The organism is Ochrobactrum sp. XJ1, assembly GCF_024701725.1.
In the GTDB taxonomy this organism is placed as follows: domain Bacteria; phylum Pseudomonadota; class Alphaproteobacteria; order Rhizobiales; family Rhizobiaceae; genus Brucella; species Brucella anthropi.
Window position 1 is genome coordinate 1 of record NZ_VDGD01000023.1, and the last position, 17,252, is coordinate 17,252.

Here is a 17,252-nt window from a genome sequence, read left to right on the forward strand (position 1 = left end):
ATTGAGGACTTCGACTTTACCGGCACCCCAATCAACGAAGGTTTGGTTCGCGAGTTGGCCACAGGCATTTTTGTTAGGCTCAGGACCCATTGATTTGAGAATGAAGAGCTGATTCAGTTTCGCTTGAGGAGACTGAACGATGAGCAATCTTTACTGGCTGAGCGAAGGACAGATGTCACGCCTTCGCCCCTTTTTTCCCAAGAGCCATGGACGACCACGCGTTGATGACAGACGTGTCTTGAGTGGAATTATCTTCATTCTTCGCAATGGGTTACGGTGGTGTGATGCCCCTCGGGAATACGGGCCTTGTAAAACGCTCTATAATCGTTGGAACCGTTGGTGTCACAAGGGGATATTTGCTCAGATATTAGAAGGTCTGTCTTCCAAATCGTCGGTTGGAAAGACTGTCATGATGGATGCGACCTATTTGAAAGCTCACCGCACGGCTTCAAGCCTACGGTTAAAAAAGGGGGCGATGGACGACTGATCGGCCGGACAAAAGGTGGCATGAATACCAAGTTGCATGCCGTCACTGACGCGCAAGGGCGCCCCATCAGGTTACACGTCACGGCGGGACAAATCAGCGACTACACCGGAGCTGCAGCCTTAATCGAGGCGTTACCGAAGGTCGACTGGCTTCTTGCCGATAGAGGCTATGATGCTGACTGGTTCAGAAAACGGTTAAAAGACAAAGAGATAAAGCCGTGCATCCCGGGTCGCAAAAACCGTAAGAAGCCTATCAAGTATGACAAACGTCGATACAAGCGGCGTAATCGTATCGAAATCATGTTTGGCAGACTGAAAGACTGGCGAAGAATTGCTACCCGTTATGATCGCTGCCCGGTCGTGTTCCGTGCAGCAATAGATCTCGCAGCAGCCGTTATATTCTGGCTCGGAAAGCAATGAGTCCTGAGCCTAGCAGGCTAAATCACGGTTCACTTCAGAATGCTGAAGATATCTGATCAGAGGGAGTGATCGGACGGGAAGCCATGCCGGCGCGCTGCAAGAGTCAACTTTGCGTCCTTTGAACATCCACAAATTCCCAGCTCCCGAAAAGCTGAAATCCTACAACTGCCAGCCTTGATCAAAAGTTTGCAACAGAGCCCTTGGTACATCTTATGCGCTTTGCCGGAACTATAAGCCCCTTACCGAAAAACGAACGATCAGAAGGATTGTAGTTTGGATCATCCGGCCTGTCTGGAATAAGATATTGCACCGCTTCGGACGTTCGACTGCAGGACGTGCTTTCGAACTATACCTCACCATTTGACGTTCAGCCCGATATTGCCTTCGAATATCCGCGTCTTCCCGCCATCGACGTCGAACGTGTAGTCGGCGGTGGCGAAGAGACTGACTTTTCCTGTAAGCTCGGTCACAATGCCACCGCCGAGTTCGAGCGAGGTTCCACCGATCTCGGTTATGATCGGATTGTCGTCAAAACGGGTTGTCTGGTCGGCAGAGAAATTGTGCCAGAGATTGGCCTTAAGGTAAGGCTGCATCGTCCCCATATCGGCCTGGAAGTTGCCCTGCAACCGCAGGCCAAGTCGCCCTGTAACGACATCGTCCGAATCGAAGGAAACCGACGAGAAGCGATCGCGCTGATCGTCGAGCGAGAGGTGGTTCCAGATGAGTTGCGCCTGGGGTTCGAGCGTCCATTGCGGCGTCAGGGCGAAGGGATAGCCGCCCTCCAGCGATGCCGTTACTCCGGTCCCGTCAATGTCTACGCCGACATTGCTGTTCGATGTGGCGTCGCCGCTGAACCAGGTACCCATCAGGATGCCGTCGAGATACCAGCCTTGCGGCCCGATATGGGTCCAGTAGCCGCCGAAGCTGGTGCCGCTAACGCCGACGTCGCCGACTGCGATATCGTTCCAGCCAAGCGCCTGGCCCCTGACGTCGCCGTCGATGCTAGCATGGCCAACGAACAGGCCTATGCGGTCGTGATGGCCGTTCTCCGACTCCCTTCCCAACAAGTCCTGTCCAGCCTGAAAGCCGAAGAGGTTGCCGTCGAAACTGGGCGCGACAGTGCCGCTCCAGTCCATCTCGGCGTTCTGACCGAGGACGCGTCCCCAACTCGTCGGCAACCAGCGGCCGCCATGAAGCAATGTTTGCTCGCCGCGACGTTCATGGAAGGTGCCGAGCGTCGAAACCGCCAGGTGATGGGCAACCGGCGGCACAACCGCATAGGTCGGGACCTCGATGCGATAAAGTTCTGTCGGAGTCGATCCGGGTGGTGGTGCCGGCGGCAGCGCAGGGGTACCGGGGGCGGGAGTGGAAGACGGTGTTTCAGTGGGGACCTGAGGTTCGGCGGCGATCGTGTTGCGGAGATACCAATTGTCTTCGGTATTTGCCGAGACGCCGCCCTTGAACAGGAAATATTCGTAAGCGCCAGCCGCGACACGGCCATCAAGCGTGAAGGCACTTCCGGCGCTCGTGCCGGCCACCTCGACCACCATGATGCCGTCTTGCACTGTGGCGTCACCTGTGCCGCCGGCATTGATGATGTTCAAGCCGGTGGTCCCGGTAGCACCGCCTTCGACGATCAGCTTGTCGGAAGCCGATGAGTCGTTGCCAAGAACGGTGTTCAACAAAATCTGGCCACCGCCTCCAGTGTAATTGCCGCCGATCGTGAATGTGTCGCTGCTCCATCGCCGCCATTGGTCAGGTCAATCCGTCCTGCATTGACGACATCGACGAACTGTCCGGCTGTGAAGGTGGCAATTCCTCCATTCGCCTCGCCGCCATAGATGGTGCTGCTGGAATCGACCGTGAGCGTTCCGGTGGCCGTTTCGCTGTCGCCGAGCCTCAGCGTCTCGTCGAAGATGAGCTAGGTATCATTGGCGAGGTTTATGGTTTCCCAACTGTCGAAGCGGGAGACATCACCCGTCTTGACATTGTTGAAGGTGAGCGTGTCGATGCCAAGGCCCCCGGTGATCTGCGGCGTCGCGCCGATATTGGCGTTGGTGAGATTGCTGAGCGATGCCGTATCATCGTCTCCGCCCAAATCGACCAGGCCATGGATAATGCCGCCGCCGTCCCAGGTGAAGGTATCGGCGCCGCTGCTCATCCGCACCTCACCGCCGACCGTGCCGCCGCTGACACTGATATTGCCTCCGATAGTGCCGCCTGAAAGGATGACGGTGTCGTTGCCGAAGGCAGTGACGAGATTTCCGTCGATCCTGCCGCCCGACATGTCGAAAAGATTGTTATCCAGCATCATGTTGACGCGGCCGATGCGGCCGCCGGTCATGACGGCATGGTCGCCGTCTTCGAAGAAGTCGACGATGTGACCGTCCGACATAAAAAACGTGTCGAGACCATCACCCTGGCTGAGCGACTGGATTTGGTCGCCGGTCATCTGGAAGTCGTCAGTGCCCGTTCCTTGCTTGACATTGCCGGTGATGGTGCCTCCCGAGATCATGAAGACATCGGATCCGTCGCCCTGGTCCACCGCACCCATGGCGACGCCACCCAGAACGGTTGCTGTATCGTCACCTGCGCCGAGGTTCACAATAAATGTGCCTGTTCCTTTGAGCGATCCATTCTGATCCGATCGAGGCGAAAATTCACCGCAGTGAAAAAAGTTCCGAAAATAATGCCCGCGGCATCCGTTTCCACTTGAAACCCGCCCAATGGAGTTGAGCGGCAATGTCATGCGGTTTCGAATGTTCAGTTCGCAGCTCTAACCGGACGGTTCAGGTCACCCTCGTCGCATTTCAGGTAAGCCATCAGGTCGTTCCTGCGGCATTGAGTCATGTCGTGATGGCACAAGCTGTTGACAAGCAGTTAGGTGGTTTCCCTTTCACCATTGAACTTTAAAAGTCGCATTCGGCATCGCGAATGCGATCCAGACCTTTCGCGTTGCCACCAGAAGCTCTGTGGTGCGCCACGCCCCCCCCCCCGTTGGCTATCTGCGCCGATTTGAGGAGAGTAGCGAACGACCTATCGGTCAAAGTCGCATGATCGACTAATATGCCGCGCACAGCCCAGAATCTCCTGAAGCTCGCGATAGGAAATCGGATATCGCTCGTAAAAACAGATCGCATGCAGGATGACACTACCTTGGGAAATGAGCACCCGTGAAATCGACTGCCATCCGCTTCTCCCCTCCTCACCCATATAAAGCCGAGACGTCATAACGCGGAAGAGGTGAAAAATTTGCGACAGATCCTCCATACTCGCACTTTAATCACTCTATGCTCTCAGAACCGGATAGATCAGGGATCTTCGTATTGTGAAACAAGGATGGCCAGTTCGTCAGATGACAGGATCATTGTATATCGGTATTGGGAAGAATTACGGTCCCTGCCATGAATGGCGGATGCCACGAAACTGATCTGTAAATCTCCGTCAGGAGTTGTTTCGGTGTGAGATTCATTGATTGCTTCGTCGTAGATTGTAGCTGTATCTGCCCATTCGCGCCTTGCAGCGCCTACTTTGACAATCATTGATGGGTCCCCCTCCATTTCCGTTTCCCGTGAAGATTGTAGCAGAAAAAAGCGCGTTGGTCGCGTTCCCCCCTTTGCTCAATCGCTTCGCGTATATGTTCAAGAACCAAATGCTGTGATGGTTTGTTCCCAATCCGGTGATGGACGGAGGGAACTATGACTCGCACTGCAGACGGCAGACGGGTGTACGGCCCAGTCAATAACATTGTTTGTTGGCGGAATATTGATTGTCTCGCAAGATTGCAGCGCTATTTCAAACCGAACTGACTACGAACAAACACTCCAGTTCTCCGGATCGGGTTTCTGTGTTTGACGTAAGGTAGATTGCCCGCTTCGGTCCCGATGACAGCATCGGTGCGAAAACTATTGTCACTGAAAACTAGGCTCTTGATGAGCCGCCTTCATTCTCCCACCTGTCCAGATCCCGATGAATAGCCCAGCATAGCCGTTCGGCGCGAATTGCGACAAGCAGATCCAGCATCTGCCCGGGCTCATAGCGTCCGTCACGGAATATCTGGGAAAGCTGTTTAGCGGTTTCTATTCGCGTCTGCCGATTGTCCCCGCCATCGAATGAATAAGCAGAGCGATGCAAGAAAGCACGCAGCAAGGGAAAATCTTCGGGGCCAAAATACGTTTGGCGCGTGATGGAAGACATGGTGTGTCCTCCTCAATGCGGTCAGAGCGCTCATCTTCGCACCGCAGCGCCCGAACCGATGTTTCAACTGTTGAATTGTGCGCCTTACGCGCTTGAAAAGCAAGTAAACCATGGAGGCCGTTCGGGTCTTCTGGCTAAAACAAGTGGCCCGGAAAATTTGCAGGATTCTCACGAGCCAGCGAAGCTTACCTGGTTGCCTTGTATTCCTGCATTTTCTCAATTTCGCGAATGAACTGCTCCGCATACTGCGCCGTGTTGATATAATCCTGTTCGTCAGCACCAAGAGTATGATGGCGGGTAAACACGGCTTTCAAGCGATCAAGAAACCTGGGTTCGGTCTCGGCCAGATGGCCGATAAGAACCTGGAGTATCTGTTCATGAGCCAGAACCTTCCGCTCCAGCGCGGTCGTATCATGTGTCATTTGCCTTGCTCCCTGTCGACGGGTGACGTGCCGAGCGCGCGCGGGAAAAACCGCCGCACGCGCGCCGCAAGATGTTTGCCAGCCTGGTCCAGTCCCGGGAGGGTGAGTTCATCTGCTGATGAGCATTTCTGAGGTCAGCTTTGCTTGCTGCCTGATCCTCTTCATGGCGCGGACGTACTGGATCATTTTGTTCGGGAATTTTGGGTGGACGCTCCTTTTTCATTTCAGCCTCCTGCTGTTCGACGCTTGCAATCGCTCTAAAGCGCTTTCGCAAGCTCATTGCTGCACGCTATTGCGAGCGCAGCGTTCGGTTGTTCCGTTCCCAGCGGGGTGGCCCAGCCTGTTTTTTCGATAAGCATCCGGCGCGAGTAGGCTGGTGCGACTTTATATTCCGCCATTATGTTTGTTGCCTCCGGATCATTTTTCGATTTCTCAAGGCAATATGGGGTAAGTGCTACCGCTACACTGTCTGACATACCGGACGCGATCAAACGTTCTGACGTCCCTCCTGTCACCCATCCGCCGACGGTAAAGCCAACAGCCATTGTTGTAATCGCGCCAACCAGCGCTCCGCCAAGTGCGGATTTTATCCATTGTGCGTTGTTCATGGTGGTATCCGATCTTCAACGATCGAACGCGCCCGATTGCGCGTTATGAATGCATTATACCACGGCTGGAGGTAATGCGTTCATGAATTCACAAGCTGGGCAGATGGCCTTCGCGTGCCTTGTCCGCTTCGGTGATTGTTCAGCATGTTGTCTTGAGTGAAATGCTGCGCAACTCTGCTTCAACTTATAATAAAGTGCGATATCCCTTCCCGGTCAACGCGAATAACGGAGACCTTTTTCCAGGTCTAAACAGCACCCCATCCTCTATCAGCGGGTCAATTGCAGCTTCGAGGTCGCCGAGAGGATTACCCTTTTTTATGAGCTGGTTAGCAATAGTGATTGAATTCAGGGCAACCTCATTTGGCTGCAGTATGCCGCTGTTCTTTAGGGTTTCAATGATCAGGAAACGTGCGCGGCCTTTTTCGGGCGTTTTCTTCAAGTACTTCCCTCCTCATCCCGTACGCGACGCTATCCTTTTCCGGCACGAACGAGTACCGCAGAACGTCGAAGTGGTGTTTTGCGGCATACAGACGAGAGTTTAATCGACATTCGAGACACTTTCCAGCAACTGACTGATTTCAGGTAGCGTTTCGATCGATTTAAAGACGACCGGATCGGTCTATTCATACTCATATCGATAGCAGCAACGTGTCTGCTGAACGATTAGCCCAGGACTGATCATGCACGGATTGTGAACAAGCGCTTCAGGTTGCCTTCAACCGATGCCACCTCATGGCGATCGATCCGTTTGGTGCGGTCATTGAGAACATGTTCAGTGCGATCTTTCTGGGAATGAAAGAACTGGTTCTCCTTGCCTGCTTCGAGCATTTGCCTCAGCCTTTAACTGCACGATTCCCGGCTAGTGGGGCCGGTAGCTTCATTTGTGTTGTGTTGCGATAATTCTGATTGTCTATTGGTTGCCGCATCCCCACATGTAATGTGGGCCTGCCGATTGCGGTAGGTACCGCCGCATCGCGTTCTCAGGCAACGCGTACCCCCGGCGCGCGATGCGGTCGGGATCATCAACCTCCACAAGATATAATTGTTTATCAGCGATACATTGCTCGTATATCGTGTTAATGTGTGCATCCGCCGTGGGACCGTTATTTTAGTGAGGACCACTCGTGGACATATCGCCGGGCAAAGGGGCGGCGGTATGAACTGCTGGCCGGAGCGCGCTGGGGATGAACGTGTTCCGGCCTTCCTATTTGGTGGAGCCCGCGGCGCGACTCGAACGCGCATCATCCAAGTACGGCTTACCGCTCGCGATGCAGGTAAACCTTGAAATCAGCGCCCAGTTTGAACATGGCCCAACGCTCCTATAATCGCCGCCAGTCCATCGGCATCGCTGCATTCCACCGTCAAGCACACCCCATTCGGCAATGATGCACTCAGCCTGGCCACACAAGACGGTCTCTTGATGCCTTTAACCAAGCTGCCAGGTTGCACTGGCAGGTTCCGATCGGGGCCGACTGAACCGGGACGAACGCCAAAGCCGCACGGTCAGGACTGACCAGCTTGGCCTTCTGTATCCATTTTCGCAGGAGATCGACACCCCCGGTTCAAGGTTGGCTGCAACAAGACGATCTACCGAAGCTCGGTCATATCGACGTCGTCCGTCGCTACCTGCAAGCCGCACCCGCAGTGCAGCGATCCATACGTATCGTACAGGCCAGTCAGGATGGAAAGCTGCCGCGAAGGTTCATAATGTCGAACCATCCTCGCTTCGAAAGTGGGTCGCCGCTTATGAAGTTCATGGAATTGATGGAATTAGACGGAAGTGCGCCGGAGGATACGCAGCATTCAAGCTGGAAGTTTTACAGGCATGCGTGCCGAGGCGTTGTCGTGCCGAGGCGTTGTCGTGCCGACAAGTCGCAGCCCTGTACAACATTGGCAATGTTCAATGGAAAAGTGAACATATTACAGGCGAGCAGGTCCAGATGGTGAGATTAAAGTTGAGATGCAGAGACGTTTGGCCATTCTTCGATCCGCCCAGCCGCTGTGAGCACTATGAAGCCTCATATTGAAGAGCGGATTTGGCACGTTTGATTGCCAGTCAAGAACCGTGGCTTTGGGAGCCAGTGCCTAACCTTCAATATTAGCAAAATCATCCCAGCTTAACACCCCAAGCAAATAACGATTAAATCTTGGCACTTGCAGATTTGTGAGCTGTGTTAAGCACTCGTTCAATTCAAGGCGAACTAATACCGATTATCTCTTCCTTCCGAGCGCCCAGGCCAGATAGGGCGCTCCTACAAGAGCGGCGAAAAGACCAAGCGGCAGCTCATAGGGAAATGTTGCATTGCGTGCGCCAAGGTCAGCTATCGTCATCAACAACGCACCGAGGAGCGCCGAGGCCAACACGTGGCTCGCCGCCCGGTCAAATCCCATGCGTCGCGTCATATGCGGCGCCATCAGGCCGACGAAACTCAGTGGCCCCACGAGCAGTGAGGCAGCCGCGCTCGCAATACAGGCGAGAAGAATGGTCGACACACGCGCCGGGCCGACGGGCAATCCCAACGACACAGGCGTCGTTTGCCCGAGTGGCAGGATCGTCAGCCAACGGGTCAGGAGTAGAGCCGCCAACGTCACGCAGATGCTCAAAACCACGAGAAAAATGGCTGTTTCAGGAGTCGCGGACGCAGATGAACCACCGAGCCATGCAAGAATTTGCCACGACCGTTGATCGCCAATGGCGAGAAAAACACTCAGTATGGCAGACGCGAATGAGCTAACGGAAATGCCAGCCAGCAGAAGACGATTGGGCGAAAGATGTCTCTGACTTGCAAAACTGAGGACGACGACCATCGCCGCAAAGGCACCTATCGCGGCACACAGCAACAATTGAAAATTGTTGGGTGCGGCAAACAAGGTTAGTGCGATTGCAAAACCAATACCTGCACCACCGCTGACGCCGACAACTTCCGGGCTTGCCAATGGGTTGCCGGTGAGGCGCTGGAGAACGGCACCTGCCATTGCCAGCAGGCTTCCCGCCGCTGCCGCTGCCAGAAGACGCGGCCAGCGCAGAGGCAGAAGTTCGGCAAAATCTTTTCCTGTTAGCAACGACCAGCCATCGGGCGTCCGCACCAGCGAGAGCGCTAGGAAAGCAGCAATTGCGAGCAATGCCAGCAACAGCAAGGCTTTGGTGGCCGAGTCGCGCGCGAATATGGCTGGGCTGCCTCCAGCCGATCCAGAAGAGCGGACACGTGGAATGAGCCACAAAAGGAGCGGTCCTCCGATCAGAGCCGTCACCGCACCGGTCGGGAATGTTTCACCGAGACTGGAACCAAGCCATTGCACGCCGCCGTCGCAAAGCCAGAGCAGAATTGCGCCAGCGAGAGGCGCAGCAACCAGCACCGTACCGGGCTTGCGAACGCCAAGCCCCCGTACGATTGCCGGTGCGGCAAGGCCGATGAAACTGACAAGCCCGACATTCGCGGCAACCCCTGCAGTCAACACGACAGCAACCACCACGACTGCCACGCGCAGCCATGCCAGCGGCACGCCCAGCGCCCGCGCACTGCTATCGCCAAGCCCCACAAGTGCCAGCGGGCGGCTCAACATGATTGCGGCAACCAGACCTATGACGAACTGAACCGCCAGTGCTTTAGCGGCAGACCAGTCCTGCTGACTGAGCGAACCGCCATTCCATGTCACCAGCGACATAAGATATTCGCCTTGGGAGAGCGTCATGGCGGCGGAAATCGCGCTGCACGTCACACCGACAAGCAGACCCGAAATCACCATCGTCACCGGTTCAAGGCGGCTTCGCCATCCGAGCAGAAAGACGATGACGGTCGCAAGCCCGGCTCCTGCCAGCGCGACCGCCCAGCGAAACTCATCAAGGAGAGCCGGGAAAAACAATGTGGCCGTGACGATGGCAAGCTGCGCGCCGGACGAAACGCCAAGCGTCGATGGATCGGCAATCGGATTGCTTAAAAGCCTTTGCAGCAGCGCACCGGCAAGCCCCAATGCGGCACCGCCAAAGATGGCGACCGCTGCGCGCGGCAGCACCGCGTAGGCCAGAATGACCTGTTGGGTATTCATTTTATCCGGATTGAACGGAACGGCAGGCCATTGCGCGAATGGCAGAAACGCGCTCGCATTCCACAGACACAGCGCCAACGCGGCCACGATGCCAACCACAGCCGCTACGCTAAAATTCCTTTGCGTCACCGGCTGCCCTCCGGTTGTTCCAGCAGGGCATGTTTCAAAAGGCGCGCGAAGCGCAATCCCGCAGTGATGCCGCCATAAGGATTGACATTACCCAGCATATGAACGCGTCCCTCGCGGACCGGCTGCAGCGAGCGCCAGATCAAGCTGTTACGCAGGCCGTTGCGCGCTTCGACTGGAATATCGGAAATGATAACGATCCGCGCTTCCGGCTTTTCTGCAAGAGCTTCCAGCGGCACGGGAGCCGCGAACGTAAAGCGCGAACGGTCCGTCCACGCATTGGGAAGTCCCAACCTAGACAGAATATCACCGAACATGCTGTCATCGCCGAAAGCGCGAAAATGGCGCGCATCGCCGATATTGATGAGATATGTCGCGCGATCCACGAAAGGCTTCAGCGTCCCTGCGGTTTGCGCAAGAAAAGCTTCCTGCTCGCTTAGAACAGCCTCTGCCTTTGCCCCGAGTCCCAGCCTGCTTCCCAGTTTCGCTACCGCCGCAAGGGCCTTCTGATAGGGTGGTTCTCCCTGCACATAAAACGGCAGGGACAGAACCGTAGCGGTAGCTTTCAGCGCCGGTTCATGCCGGGTGTAGAATGGAGAACTCAGGATCAGATCAGGTTTCAAGAGATAAAGAAGTTCGAAATTCGGCGACCCCCGAAGGCCAAGATCGGTAACCAATGCGGGGATATCCGGCTCGACTGCATCCTTGCGAAACTGAATCAGTTCCGTCGCAGCAATCGGCGTAACGCCAAGTGCTATCACCGTTTCGAGCATTGCCCAATCGATGGCTGCGATGCGCAGCGCCGAACTGGCGCGTGCGCCCTGCGGCAAAGCCAAAGCCGCCAGAAGGCCCAGAGCTTTCCGGCGGCTGATATTAAGGGACGAGAAACCCGCCCCGTGTTGCGGGTTTTCTACCATGAAAAGGTCAGCGTACTCATATAGGTTCTGCCGTCACCATAGTTACATCCAAAGGAACTGCAACTTGCGACATACTTCTTGTCCGCAATATTCTTGACACTGAGTATCCCCTTTATGCCATCCTTCTGATAGTGGACGGCTGCGTCTACCAATGTCACTCCGTCGAGGTCGTAGGTATTTCCCGTATCGCCGTAGCGTTGGCCCAGATAGCGTACTCCACCGCCGAGGCCGAAACCGTGGAGAGCCGAGCCCTCCTGAAAGGTATAATCCAGCCAAAGGCTTGCGGAATGTTCGGGCACATTGGGCGGGCGATTGCCGTCGTCTTTCCCGCTGACGATTTCGGCCTCCATATATGTGTAGGCGGCGCGCAGATCGAGCCCCTGGGCGAGGCTCGCTACACCTTCCAGTTCCAGCCCCTTTACCTGCACTTCGCCAATCTGTTCGGTCGTTGAGCCACCGCCCGGCAGCGCAACCGAAATCGGTACATTCTGCTGGCGGAGATCATAGACTGCAGCGGCGAAATAACCGTCCCAGCCATTCGGCTGATATTTGACGCCAGCCTCCAACTGCTTGCCCGTCGTCGGCTGCAGAACTCCTGCCGTCGCGGAAACTGCCACCGGTTCGAAGGAAGTTGAATAGCTTACATAAGGCGCAATGCCGTTATCGAAGACATAGCCTATGCCGGCCCGTCCGGTCAGCTCTTCGTCATCCTGATCAAGCGAGCGGGCAACCGGCGTTGCAGGCACATAGTTGGTCGAGGTGCCGCGCGTCGTCGCCCAATCCTGACGCAAGCCGAAGGTCGCACGCCAGTTGTCATAGGTCAGTTCATCCTGCGCATAGATACCGAGCTGCGTCATGCGGGAATCCACATGGGTGTTCACCGAGTCGCGCAACAGCTTTATCGGCCCACCATAGACCGGATTGAAGGCATCGAGAGGCGTTGCGCTCCAGAACTGTGTCTTGGCGCTGTTGTCGAAATAGCGATAGTCGACACCGAAGAGGACCTTATTTTCGACAGGTCCCGTGTCGAACTCCGCGACCAGATTGTTGTCGATATTGAATGTGTTGAGCAGTTCATCCTGAAAGGTCGCCGTTCGGTTGATGGTCCGCCCATCGGCTGCAAGCCCTGCCGTTGCATAGCCAAGCGCCGTATAGTCCCAGTTCTGATTGGAGTAACGGGCGTTCTGGCGGAACGTCCAGGTTTCGTTGATGCGGTGCTCCAGCTCATAACCGAGATTGACGACATTGCGATCGGAATCGTCGAAGCTCGGGTCACCGACGTAGAAATCGCGGGGGAGACTGTAATTTGTGGCATTCAGTGTCAGACTTGGCGGCAGGCCTGAGGGCGAGCTGGGATTGTCATGCTGGAAGCTGGTCAGAATTGTCACTTTGGTATCTTCGTCGGGCTTCCAGGTGAAGGCCGGGGCAATGAAGTACCGATCATTGTCGAGATAATCGGTTTGGGTTCCAGCTTTGCGCACCAGACCCGTCATGCGATAGGCAAGACTGTCATTGTCGAGAACCGGGCCACCCATATCGAAAAATGTGCCGTAAGTATTATAACTGCCAGCCTGAAAGCCGATTTCACCGAACTTCTCGAAAGTCGGGCGTTTGCTGATCATATTGATGAGCCCGCCGGGATTACCCTGCCCGAACATGACCGAAGCAGGGCCGCGCACCACCTCGATACGCTCCAGCATGTAGGGATCGACCGCCGAGGCGCCTGCAGTCCGCATCAGGCGCAACCCGTTCAAGAACTGCACCTGCCGGCCGTCGAAGCCGCGAACGAGAGGCGAGTCAAAACGAGGGTCGGAACCGTAGGGTTCAGAAACAACACCTGCCGAATAACCAAGCGCTTGCCCCAAAGTCTGGACGCCCTGCGCCCTGATCTGATCGGCTGTGACGACTGAAATCGATTGCGGCGTCTCAACCAGCGGAGTTCCGGTCTTGGTTGCACTGATGCTCGTCTTTGCGACATAGCCTTTTACGGGGGCCGTCGGGTCCTCACGGCTACCTTCAACGACGATGGGTGCAAGAACTGTAGGTGCGGCGGCCTCCTGTGCAAACGCTCCGGTCACAGCGGCAAAAGTGGTACTGGAAATGGCTGCAGCGGACAATAGACCGTGCAATCGGGCTAGGACGCTCACTGGGTTCCCCTCAAAACATAAACTGGACTCCATTAATCATCTTTTGTCGATCGATCCAATAAGTTGAGGGTGTCTTTTTCATAATCATAACTTATGATGCTTACTGCCGTCATAGTTTTGAATTATTCAAAAAGCACGCAAATGCCGCCAGCTCCGAATAAAAACACTGCCACCCGCTCCTTCGAGTTGCGCCACTTGCGCTATTTCTGCGCTCTGGTGGACGAGAAGAATTTCGAACGTGCTGCCGCGCGCCTGGGCATCGCCCAACCCGGCCTCAGTCAGCAGATCATGGCGCTAGAGGCAATCATCGGCTCGCCTTTGATCGACAGGTCACGGCGTTCGGTGCAGCTGACCCAGTCTGGCGAGGTGCTTTACCGCGATGCGCTTAAGATCCTCGCACAGACCGACGCGGCCATGGTTGCAGTCAAACGCGCCGGGCGGGGTGAAATCGGGCAGGTCTCCATCGGCTATGTCGCATCAGCCGCCTATTCCGGCATCGTTTTCGAATCCATCCGTACATTCCGGGCGGAATATCCCGATGTCGCGGTCAACCTCACTGAAATGGAACTGCGAATGCAACTCTCGCGCATTTCGGAAGGCTTGCTGGATATGGGATTCATCCGCTGGCCCGCCCCGATGCCGCCCGGCTTGACCAGCCTAATCGTGAAGCGTGAACCTCTCGTTGCCGTGCTGAATGAAGCCCATGCCCTGGCGAATTGCAGCACACTCCGGCTCGACGCCTTGAAGGCAGAAACCTTCCTCACACCGCGCCAGCCGGCCGACATCGGCTTTCACAGGACAACACTCGAAGCCTGCCGAAGCGCCGGTTTCGAACCAGATATCAATGCGCATGCACTGGATTTCACCGAAATAGCAAGCCGTGTCGCAATTGAACTCGGTGTGGCACTGGTGCCCAAATCGATGAATGCCGTGGGCCTTCCCGGCATATGCTATGTGGATGTAAGCAGCATCACTACGACCTCAGATGTCGCCATCGCCTTCCGAAAGAGCGAATCCTCATTAGCCGCAAAGAGCTTCGTTGCGCTCTGCCGCCGTGTAGCCTAAGAACACTGTTTTGGCCGGACAAACACGCCGTAACTCGTATGTTCAATATGGCCCGCCTTACAAGCAAAGCGGGCCATAATCGTAATCCCCGAGATCGAGCGGATCAAATTCCCCGAGGATGACATTGATTGAACGAACTAGAAATCGACCGTCCGCGCTATATGAACATTCTCATATGCCGTGGCCCGGTCTGGAGCTGGCGGATAAATCCAGACCGTATTGATCTCCTGTTTCACCTTCTTCGCGTCGGTGCCGGTGATTTCAACTTTGCCGGTCCATCCACGTGTAAAAATTGCAGCGTCAGCACCGAGATCAAGGCAAACAACATATGCGGGCTGATTATACGCCAAGGTTGGCTCTCCTAAGAGTTCCGCAGCTGCATTATGGCCTGCAAAGGCGCCAAGTCGACGTGCGTGCTGACAGGACATCAGCGAAAAATTTCCCTCATTGTCGGTTGCCGCCTTTGCGGTATCTCCAGTCGCGAAAATCTGAGCGTGACCAGGTACGCGAAGATCCGGTTCCACTATTATACGTCCGAGCTGGTCTCTTTCTGCCTCCAGCTGACTTGTGAGCGGAGAGGCGCGCATGCCTCCCGACCAGATCACTGTCGCAGTCTCGATCCGTTCTCCGTTATCAAGCGTTACTGAATTCTCGTCGAGTCTTGCAATTCCCGTGTTTAATCGGGTCTCTATACCAAGTTCTTTGAGACGCTGCTCAATATATGGACGTGGATTTTCTCCCATTGCCGGAGCGACATGCGGATTCCGATCCACAATGATGATGCGCGGACGAGTCTTGGAGCCCAGAATACCACGCAGACGCGTTTCGAGTTCGGTAGCGACTTCCAATCCTGTGAAACCCGCTCCGCCTACCACAACTGTGTCTCGTGCGGGGCTTGCCGGATGATCAGCAAGCCTGTGCAGATGCTGGTCCAGTATTACAGCTTCTTCAAGATGGTTGGAGGCAAAGCCGTATTCCTCAAGCCCGGGGATTGGTGGCTGAAAGCCGCGACTGCCAGCAGCAAGCACGAGTCTGTCATAGGATTGTAGGACGCTTCGACCGTTGCCATCTATGATCGCAACTTGGCTACCAGCAACGTCGATCTTTTCTACTGTACCAGCAATGAAATTGATCTCAGTAGCGGAGAAGAGATCCCCAAGAGGAGCTGTCATCTTATCGGGCTCGGGTTCATAGAGTCTCGGGCGGATGACCAGCTCAGGTTCAGGGGACACGACGGTGATTTTCAAATCCTCAGCTGAGACACTCTTTTCGTGCCTCAGCCGAGAGGCAGCCAATGCTGCCATAACACCGGCAAAACCGGCGCCAACAATGAGGATATGCTTGGACATGATGATTTCTCCTGTTTACGAGATGCCGGTAATGGTGGGCATTTCGGCCTGGACACTCGTCTGAGTGTCGGACGTGCTGGCTAGTTTCCAGTATCGAGACGATGAACACGGTAGACAGACATGTAACCCACCTGCTTGATGCGCGATCTCGTGCCTTTTTCAAGAGATCCCGATATCCCAACTCGATACAGTATGCCGAAGCCGCGATCGCTGTTTCTGTTTTCGATCCGCTTTACCAGATCGCTTTTAAAAATATCTCGGCAGACAACGCGGGGCGATTGGCTGTTGGAATGAAGCATCCTGTACGACATACGAGGAAACTTACGTCCTAAGTATTGGTGTAAGGTCGGGAACAACATTCACATCCAACTTCCGGAGCCGGCCGTATCCCTGATGTCTGGTTTGGCTCAAAGTTCTGGTTTCAAAGAATGCTTCGCCCGGATTTTTCTTATCACCTCGGCTGACGATATGCGCGAGAGTTCGTTTCGTCCGGCAGCAGCCATTTCGATGTTGTTTGCCTCGCATAACGCTGCAAAAGTTACCATAACGCCGCCGACTTCCTGTTCAGGAATACCAGGGTCCCGAGCGTAAACATATTCAACGATTTGAAGTATGGTAGCCTTATCACACCCCAGAGACTGGGCCAGTTCCACAGTTTCTTCGAGAAACCGCCGATTTCTTTCCGCTCTATTGTTCGCCAGATCTCTTCCGAAACACTCAATCACCCAGTTCCAGACCCGCCTCTGGAAACGTACACCATTCAATGCTTCAGCTTTTTGCATCCCAGTCACAATGATCACCTTTGAAAAATTCAACTTGCAAACGTGTCAGAGAGAAATTTGTTACGAGAACAACGTCTGACCCGCATATTAAGACTGATGAAGTTTTGCAGAGTTCAATTTACTGAGCAATCTATGCTTGTTGACAGGATTCGAATGATCCCGGTGGCAACTGTTCGCCACCGAGGTTTCATATATCTACGGTCGTTCAAGCACGACTATTCCCGCTTGAGAGCTAACGCTTCCACGCAAGTTCCGGTCTGATCTGGTAATTGCTTTTCTCGCGGAGGAAGAAAGCTGCCAGCTTGAGAAAGGTCAGGCCACGGCAATACTGTTTCACCGCAAACCTTCCAGTTGCCCTCCTGCTTTCTAAGGCGTAGTTCATAAAATGCAGGGGTCGCTTTCTCACTCATCTGGCGAAAGAGAATGACAGTGGCTTCATCTCCCTGCGCTTCAATATGAAGAAATCGTTTTGTGGTAAGAAGAGGAAGTTCCCCTGCGTCTCGTCGTGACCGGAACTCCTCGAATATTCCCGCTTTCGAAAAGCGGGAGATTTCGCCATCTGGCGTCAACACCAGGAAAGCCAGATCTTCCGAATACAACTCTTCCATTTCGTCCATGCGATAATGGCTGCCCACTTCTGCCAGTTTCTCAACAAAAGCAGCAATTTCAGAATTATTCTGTGTCAT

General features: G+C 54.8%; 15 protein-coding genes and 2 pseudogenes. 2 read left to right on the forward strand and 15 right to left on the reverse strand.

The window, feature by feature from the left end; all coding sequences use genetic code 11:
- Window positions 1-139 precede the first annotated feature (139 nt).
- Window positions 140-906 (forward strand): IS5 family transposase gene (locus tag FG152_RS24945; protein ID WP_100652673.1). Its coding sequence is split into 2 segments (ribosomal slippage): window positions 140-460 and window positions 463-906, totalling 765 coding nucleotides; the frame shifts between segments, so codons are not numbered across the junction.
- A 353-nt stretch (window positions 907-1,259) separates the two neighbouring features.
- On the opposite strand, the pseudogene FG152_RS24950 reads toward FG152_RS24945, so the two are convergent.
- From FG152_RS24950 to FG152_RS25005, 12 genes and pseudogenes are all read right to left on the reverse strand, one after another.
- A pseudogene (locus FG152_RS24950) lies at window positions 1,260-3,529 on the reverse strand (autotransporter family protein); the annotation flags it as partial.
- Window positions 3,530-3,844: 315 nt separating this feature from the next.
- A pseudogene (locus FG152_RS24955) lies at window positions 3,845-4,096 on the reverse strand (IS6 family transposase); the annotation flags it as partial.
- Between the two features lie 121 nt (window positions 4,097-4,217).
- The gene (locus FG152_RS24960; RefSeq protein ID WP_144405906.1) at window positions 4,218-4,448 is read right to left on the reverse strand and encodes a hypothetical protein; all 231 of its coding nucleotides are present in this window, start codon (window positions 4,446-4,448) and stop codon (window positions 4,218-4,220) included.
- Between the two features lie 379 nt (window positions 4,449-4,827).
- The gene (locus FG152_RS24965) at window positions 4,828-5,103 is read right to left on the reverse strand and encodes a hypothetical protein (protein ID WP_036588408.1); all 276 of its coding nucleotides are present in this window, start codon (window positions 5,101-5,103) and stop codon (window positions 4,828-4,830) included.
- 185 nt (window positions 5,104-5,288) lie between these two features.
- Window positions 5,289-5,525 (reverse strand): hypothetical protein, encoded by a 237-nt coding sequence (locus tag FG152_RS24970; protein ID WP_036588441.1) that lies wholly within the window; start codon window positions 5,523-5,525, stop codon window positions 5,289-5,291.
- Window positions 5,515-5,748 carry a hypothetical protein gene (locus FG152_RS24975; protein ID WP_105529432.1) on the reverse strand — a complete coding sequence of 78 codons (234 nt, stop codon included), beginning with the start codon at window positions 5,746-5,748 and terminating at the stop codon, window positions 5,515-5,517. Before FG152_RS24975 ends, FG152_RS24970 begins: the two co-directional genes overlap by 11 nt.
- 34 nt (window positions 5,749-5,782) lie before the next feature.
- Complete coding sequence (locus tag FG152_RS24980; RefSeq protein ID WP_036588404.1) at window positions 5,783-6,133, reverse strand: hypothetical protein; 351 nt, start codon at window positions 6,131-6,133, stop codon at window positions 5,783-5,785.
- 184 nt (window positions 6,134-6,317) lie between these two features.
- Window positions 6,318-6,572, reverse strand: coding sequence for a hypothetical protein (locus FG152_RS24985; protein ID WP_036588402.1), 255 nt, complete (start codon window positions 6,570-6,572; stop codon window positions 6,318-6,320).
- A gap of 239 nt (window positions 6,573-6,811) precedes the next feature.
- Entirely contained in the window at window positions 6,812-6,961 is a 150-nt protein-coding gene (locus tag FG152_RS24990) for a hypothetical protein (protein WP_155269257.1), read from the reverse strand.
- Between the two features lie 1,383 nt (window positions 6,962-8,344).
- Entirely contained in the window at window positions 8,345-10,309 is a 1,965-nt protein-coding gene (gene fhuB, locus FG152_RS24995; RefSeq protein WP_036588399.1) for a Fe(3+)-hydroxamate ABC transporter permease FhuB, read from the reverse strand.
- On the reverse strand, window positions 10,306-11,223 hold the full coding sequence (locus FG152_RS25000) for an iron-siderophore ABC transporter substrate-binding protein (protein ID WP_051517867.1): 918 nt from the start codon (window positions 11,221-11,223) through the stop codon (window positions 10,306-10,308). Before FG152_RS25000 ends, fhuB begins: the two co-directional genes overlap by 4 nt.
- A complete protein-coding gene (locus tag FG152_RS25005; RefSeq protein ID WP_036588397.1) occupies window positions 11,217-13,403 on the reverse strand; it encodes a TonB-dependent siderophore receptor in 2,187 nt (728 codons plus the stop codon). The genes FG152_RS25000 and FG152_RS25005 overlap by 7 nt, the downstream gene beginning before the upstream one ends.
- Before the next feature lie 108 nt (window positions 13,404-13,511).
- Here FG152_RS25005 and FG152_RS25010 point away from each other — a divergent pair, with 108 nt between their 5' ends.
- Window positions 13,512-14,435, forward strand: coding sequence for a LysR substrate-binding domain-containing protein (locus FG152_RS25010; protein WP_036588435.1), 924 nt, complete (start codon window positions 13,512-13,514; stop codon window positions 14,433-14,435).
- 137 nt (window positions 14,436-14,572) lie between these two features.
- Here the strand turns inward: FG152_RS25010 and FG152_RS25015 are convergent, their stop codons facing one another.
- From FG152_RS25015 to FG152_RS25025, 3 genes are all read right to left on the reverse strand, one after another.
- Window positions 14,573-15,784: an NAD(P)/FAD-dependent oxidoreductase gene (locus tag FG152_RS25015; RefSeq protein WP_036588395.1), complete on the reverse strand. Its 1,212-nt coding sequence runs from the start codon at window positions 15,782-15,784 to the stop codon at window positions 14,573-14,575.
- Window positions 15,785-16,191: 407 nt separating this feature from the next.
- Window positions 16,192-16,575, reverse strand: a complete 384-nt coding sequence (locus FG152_RS25020) for a hypothetical protein (RefSeq protein ID WP_210249382.1) — start codon at window positions 16,573-16,575, stop codon at window positions 16,192-16,194.
- 206 nt (window positions 16,576-16,781) lie between these two features.
- Window positions 16,782-17,252 carry a nuclear transport factor 2 family protein gene (locus FG152_RS25025; RefSeq protein ID WP_036588390.1) on the reverse strand — a complete coding sequence of 157 codons (471 nt, stop codon included), beginning with the start codon at window positions 17,250-17,252 and terminating at the stop codon, window positions 16,782-16,784.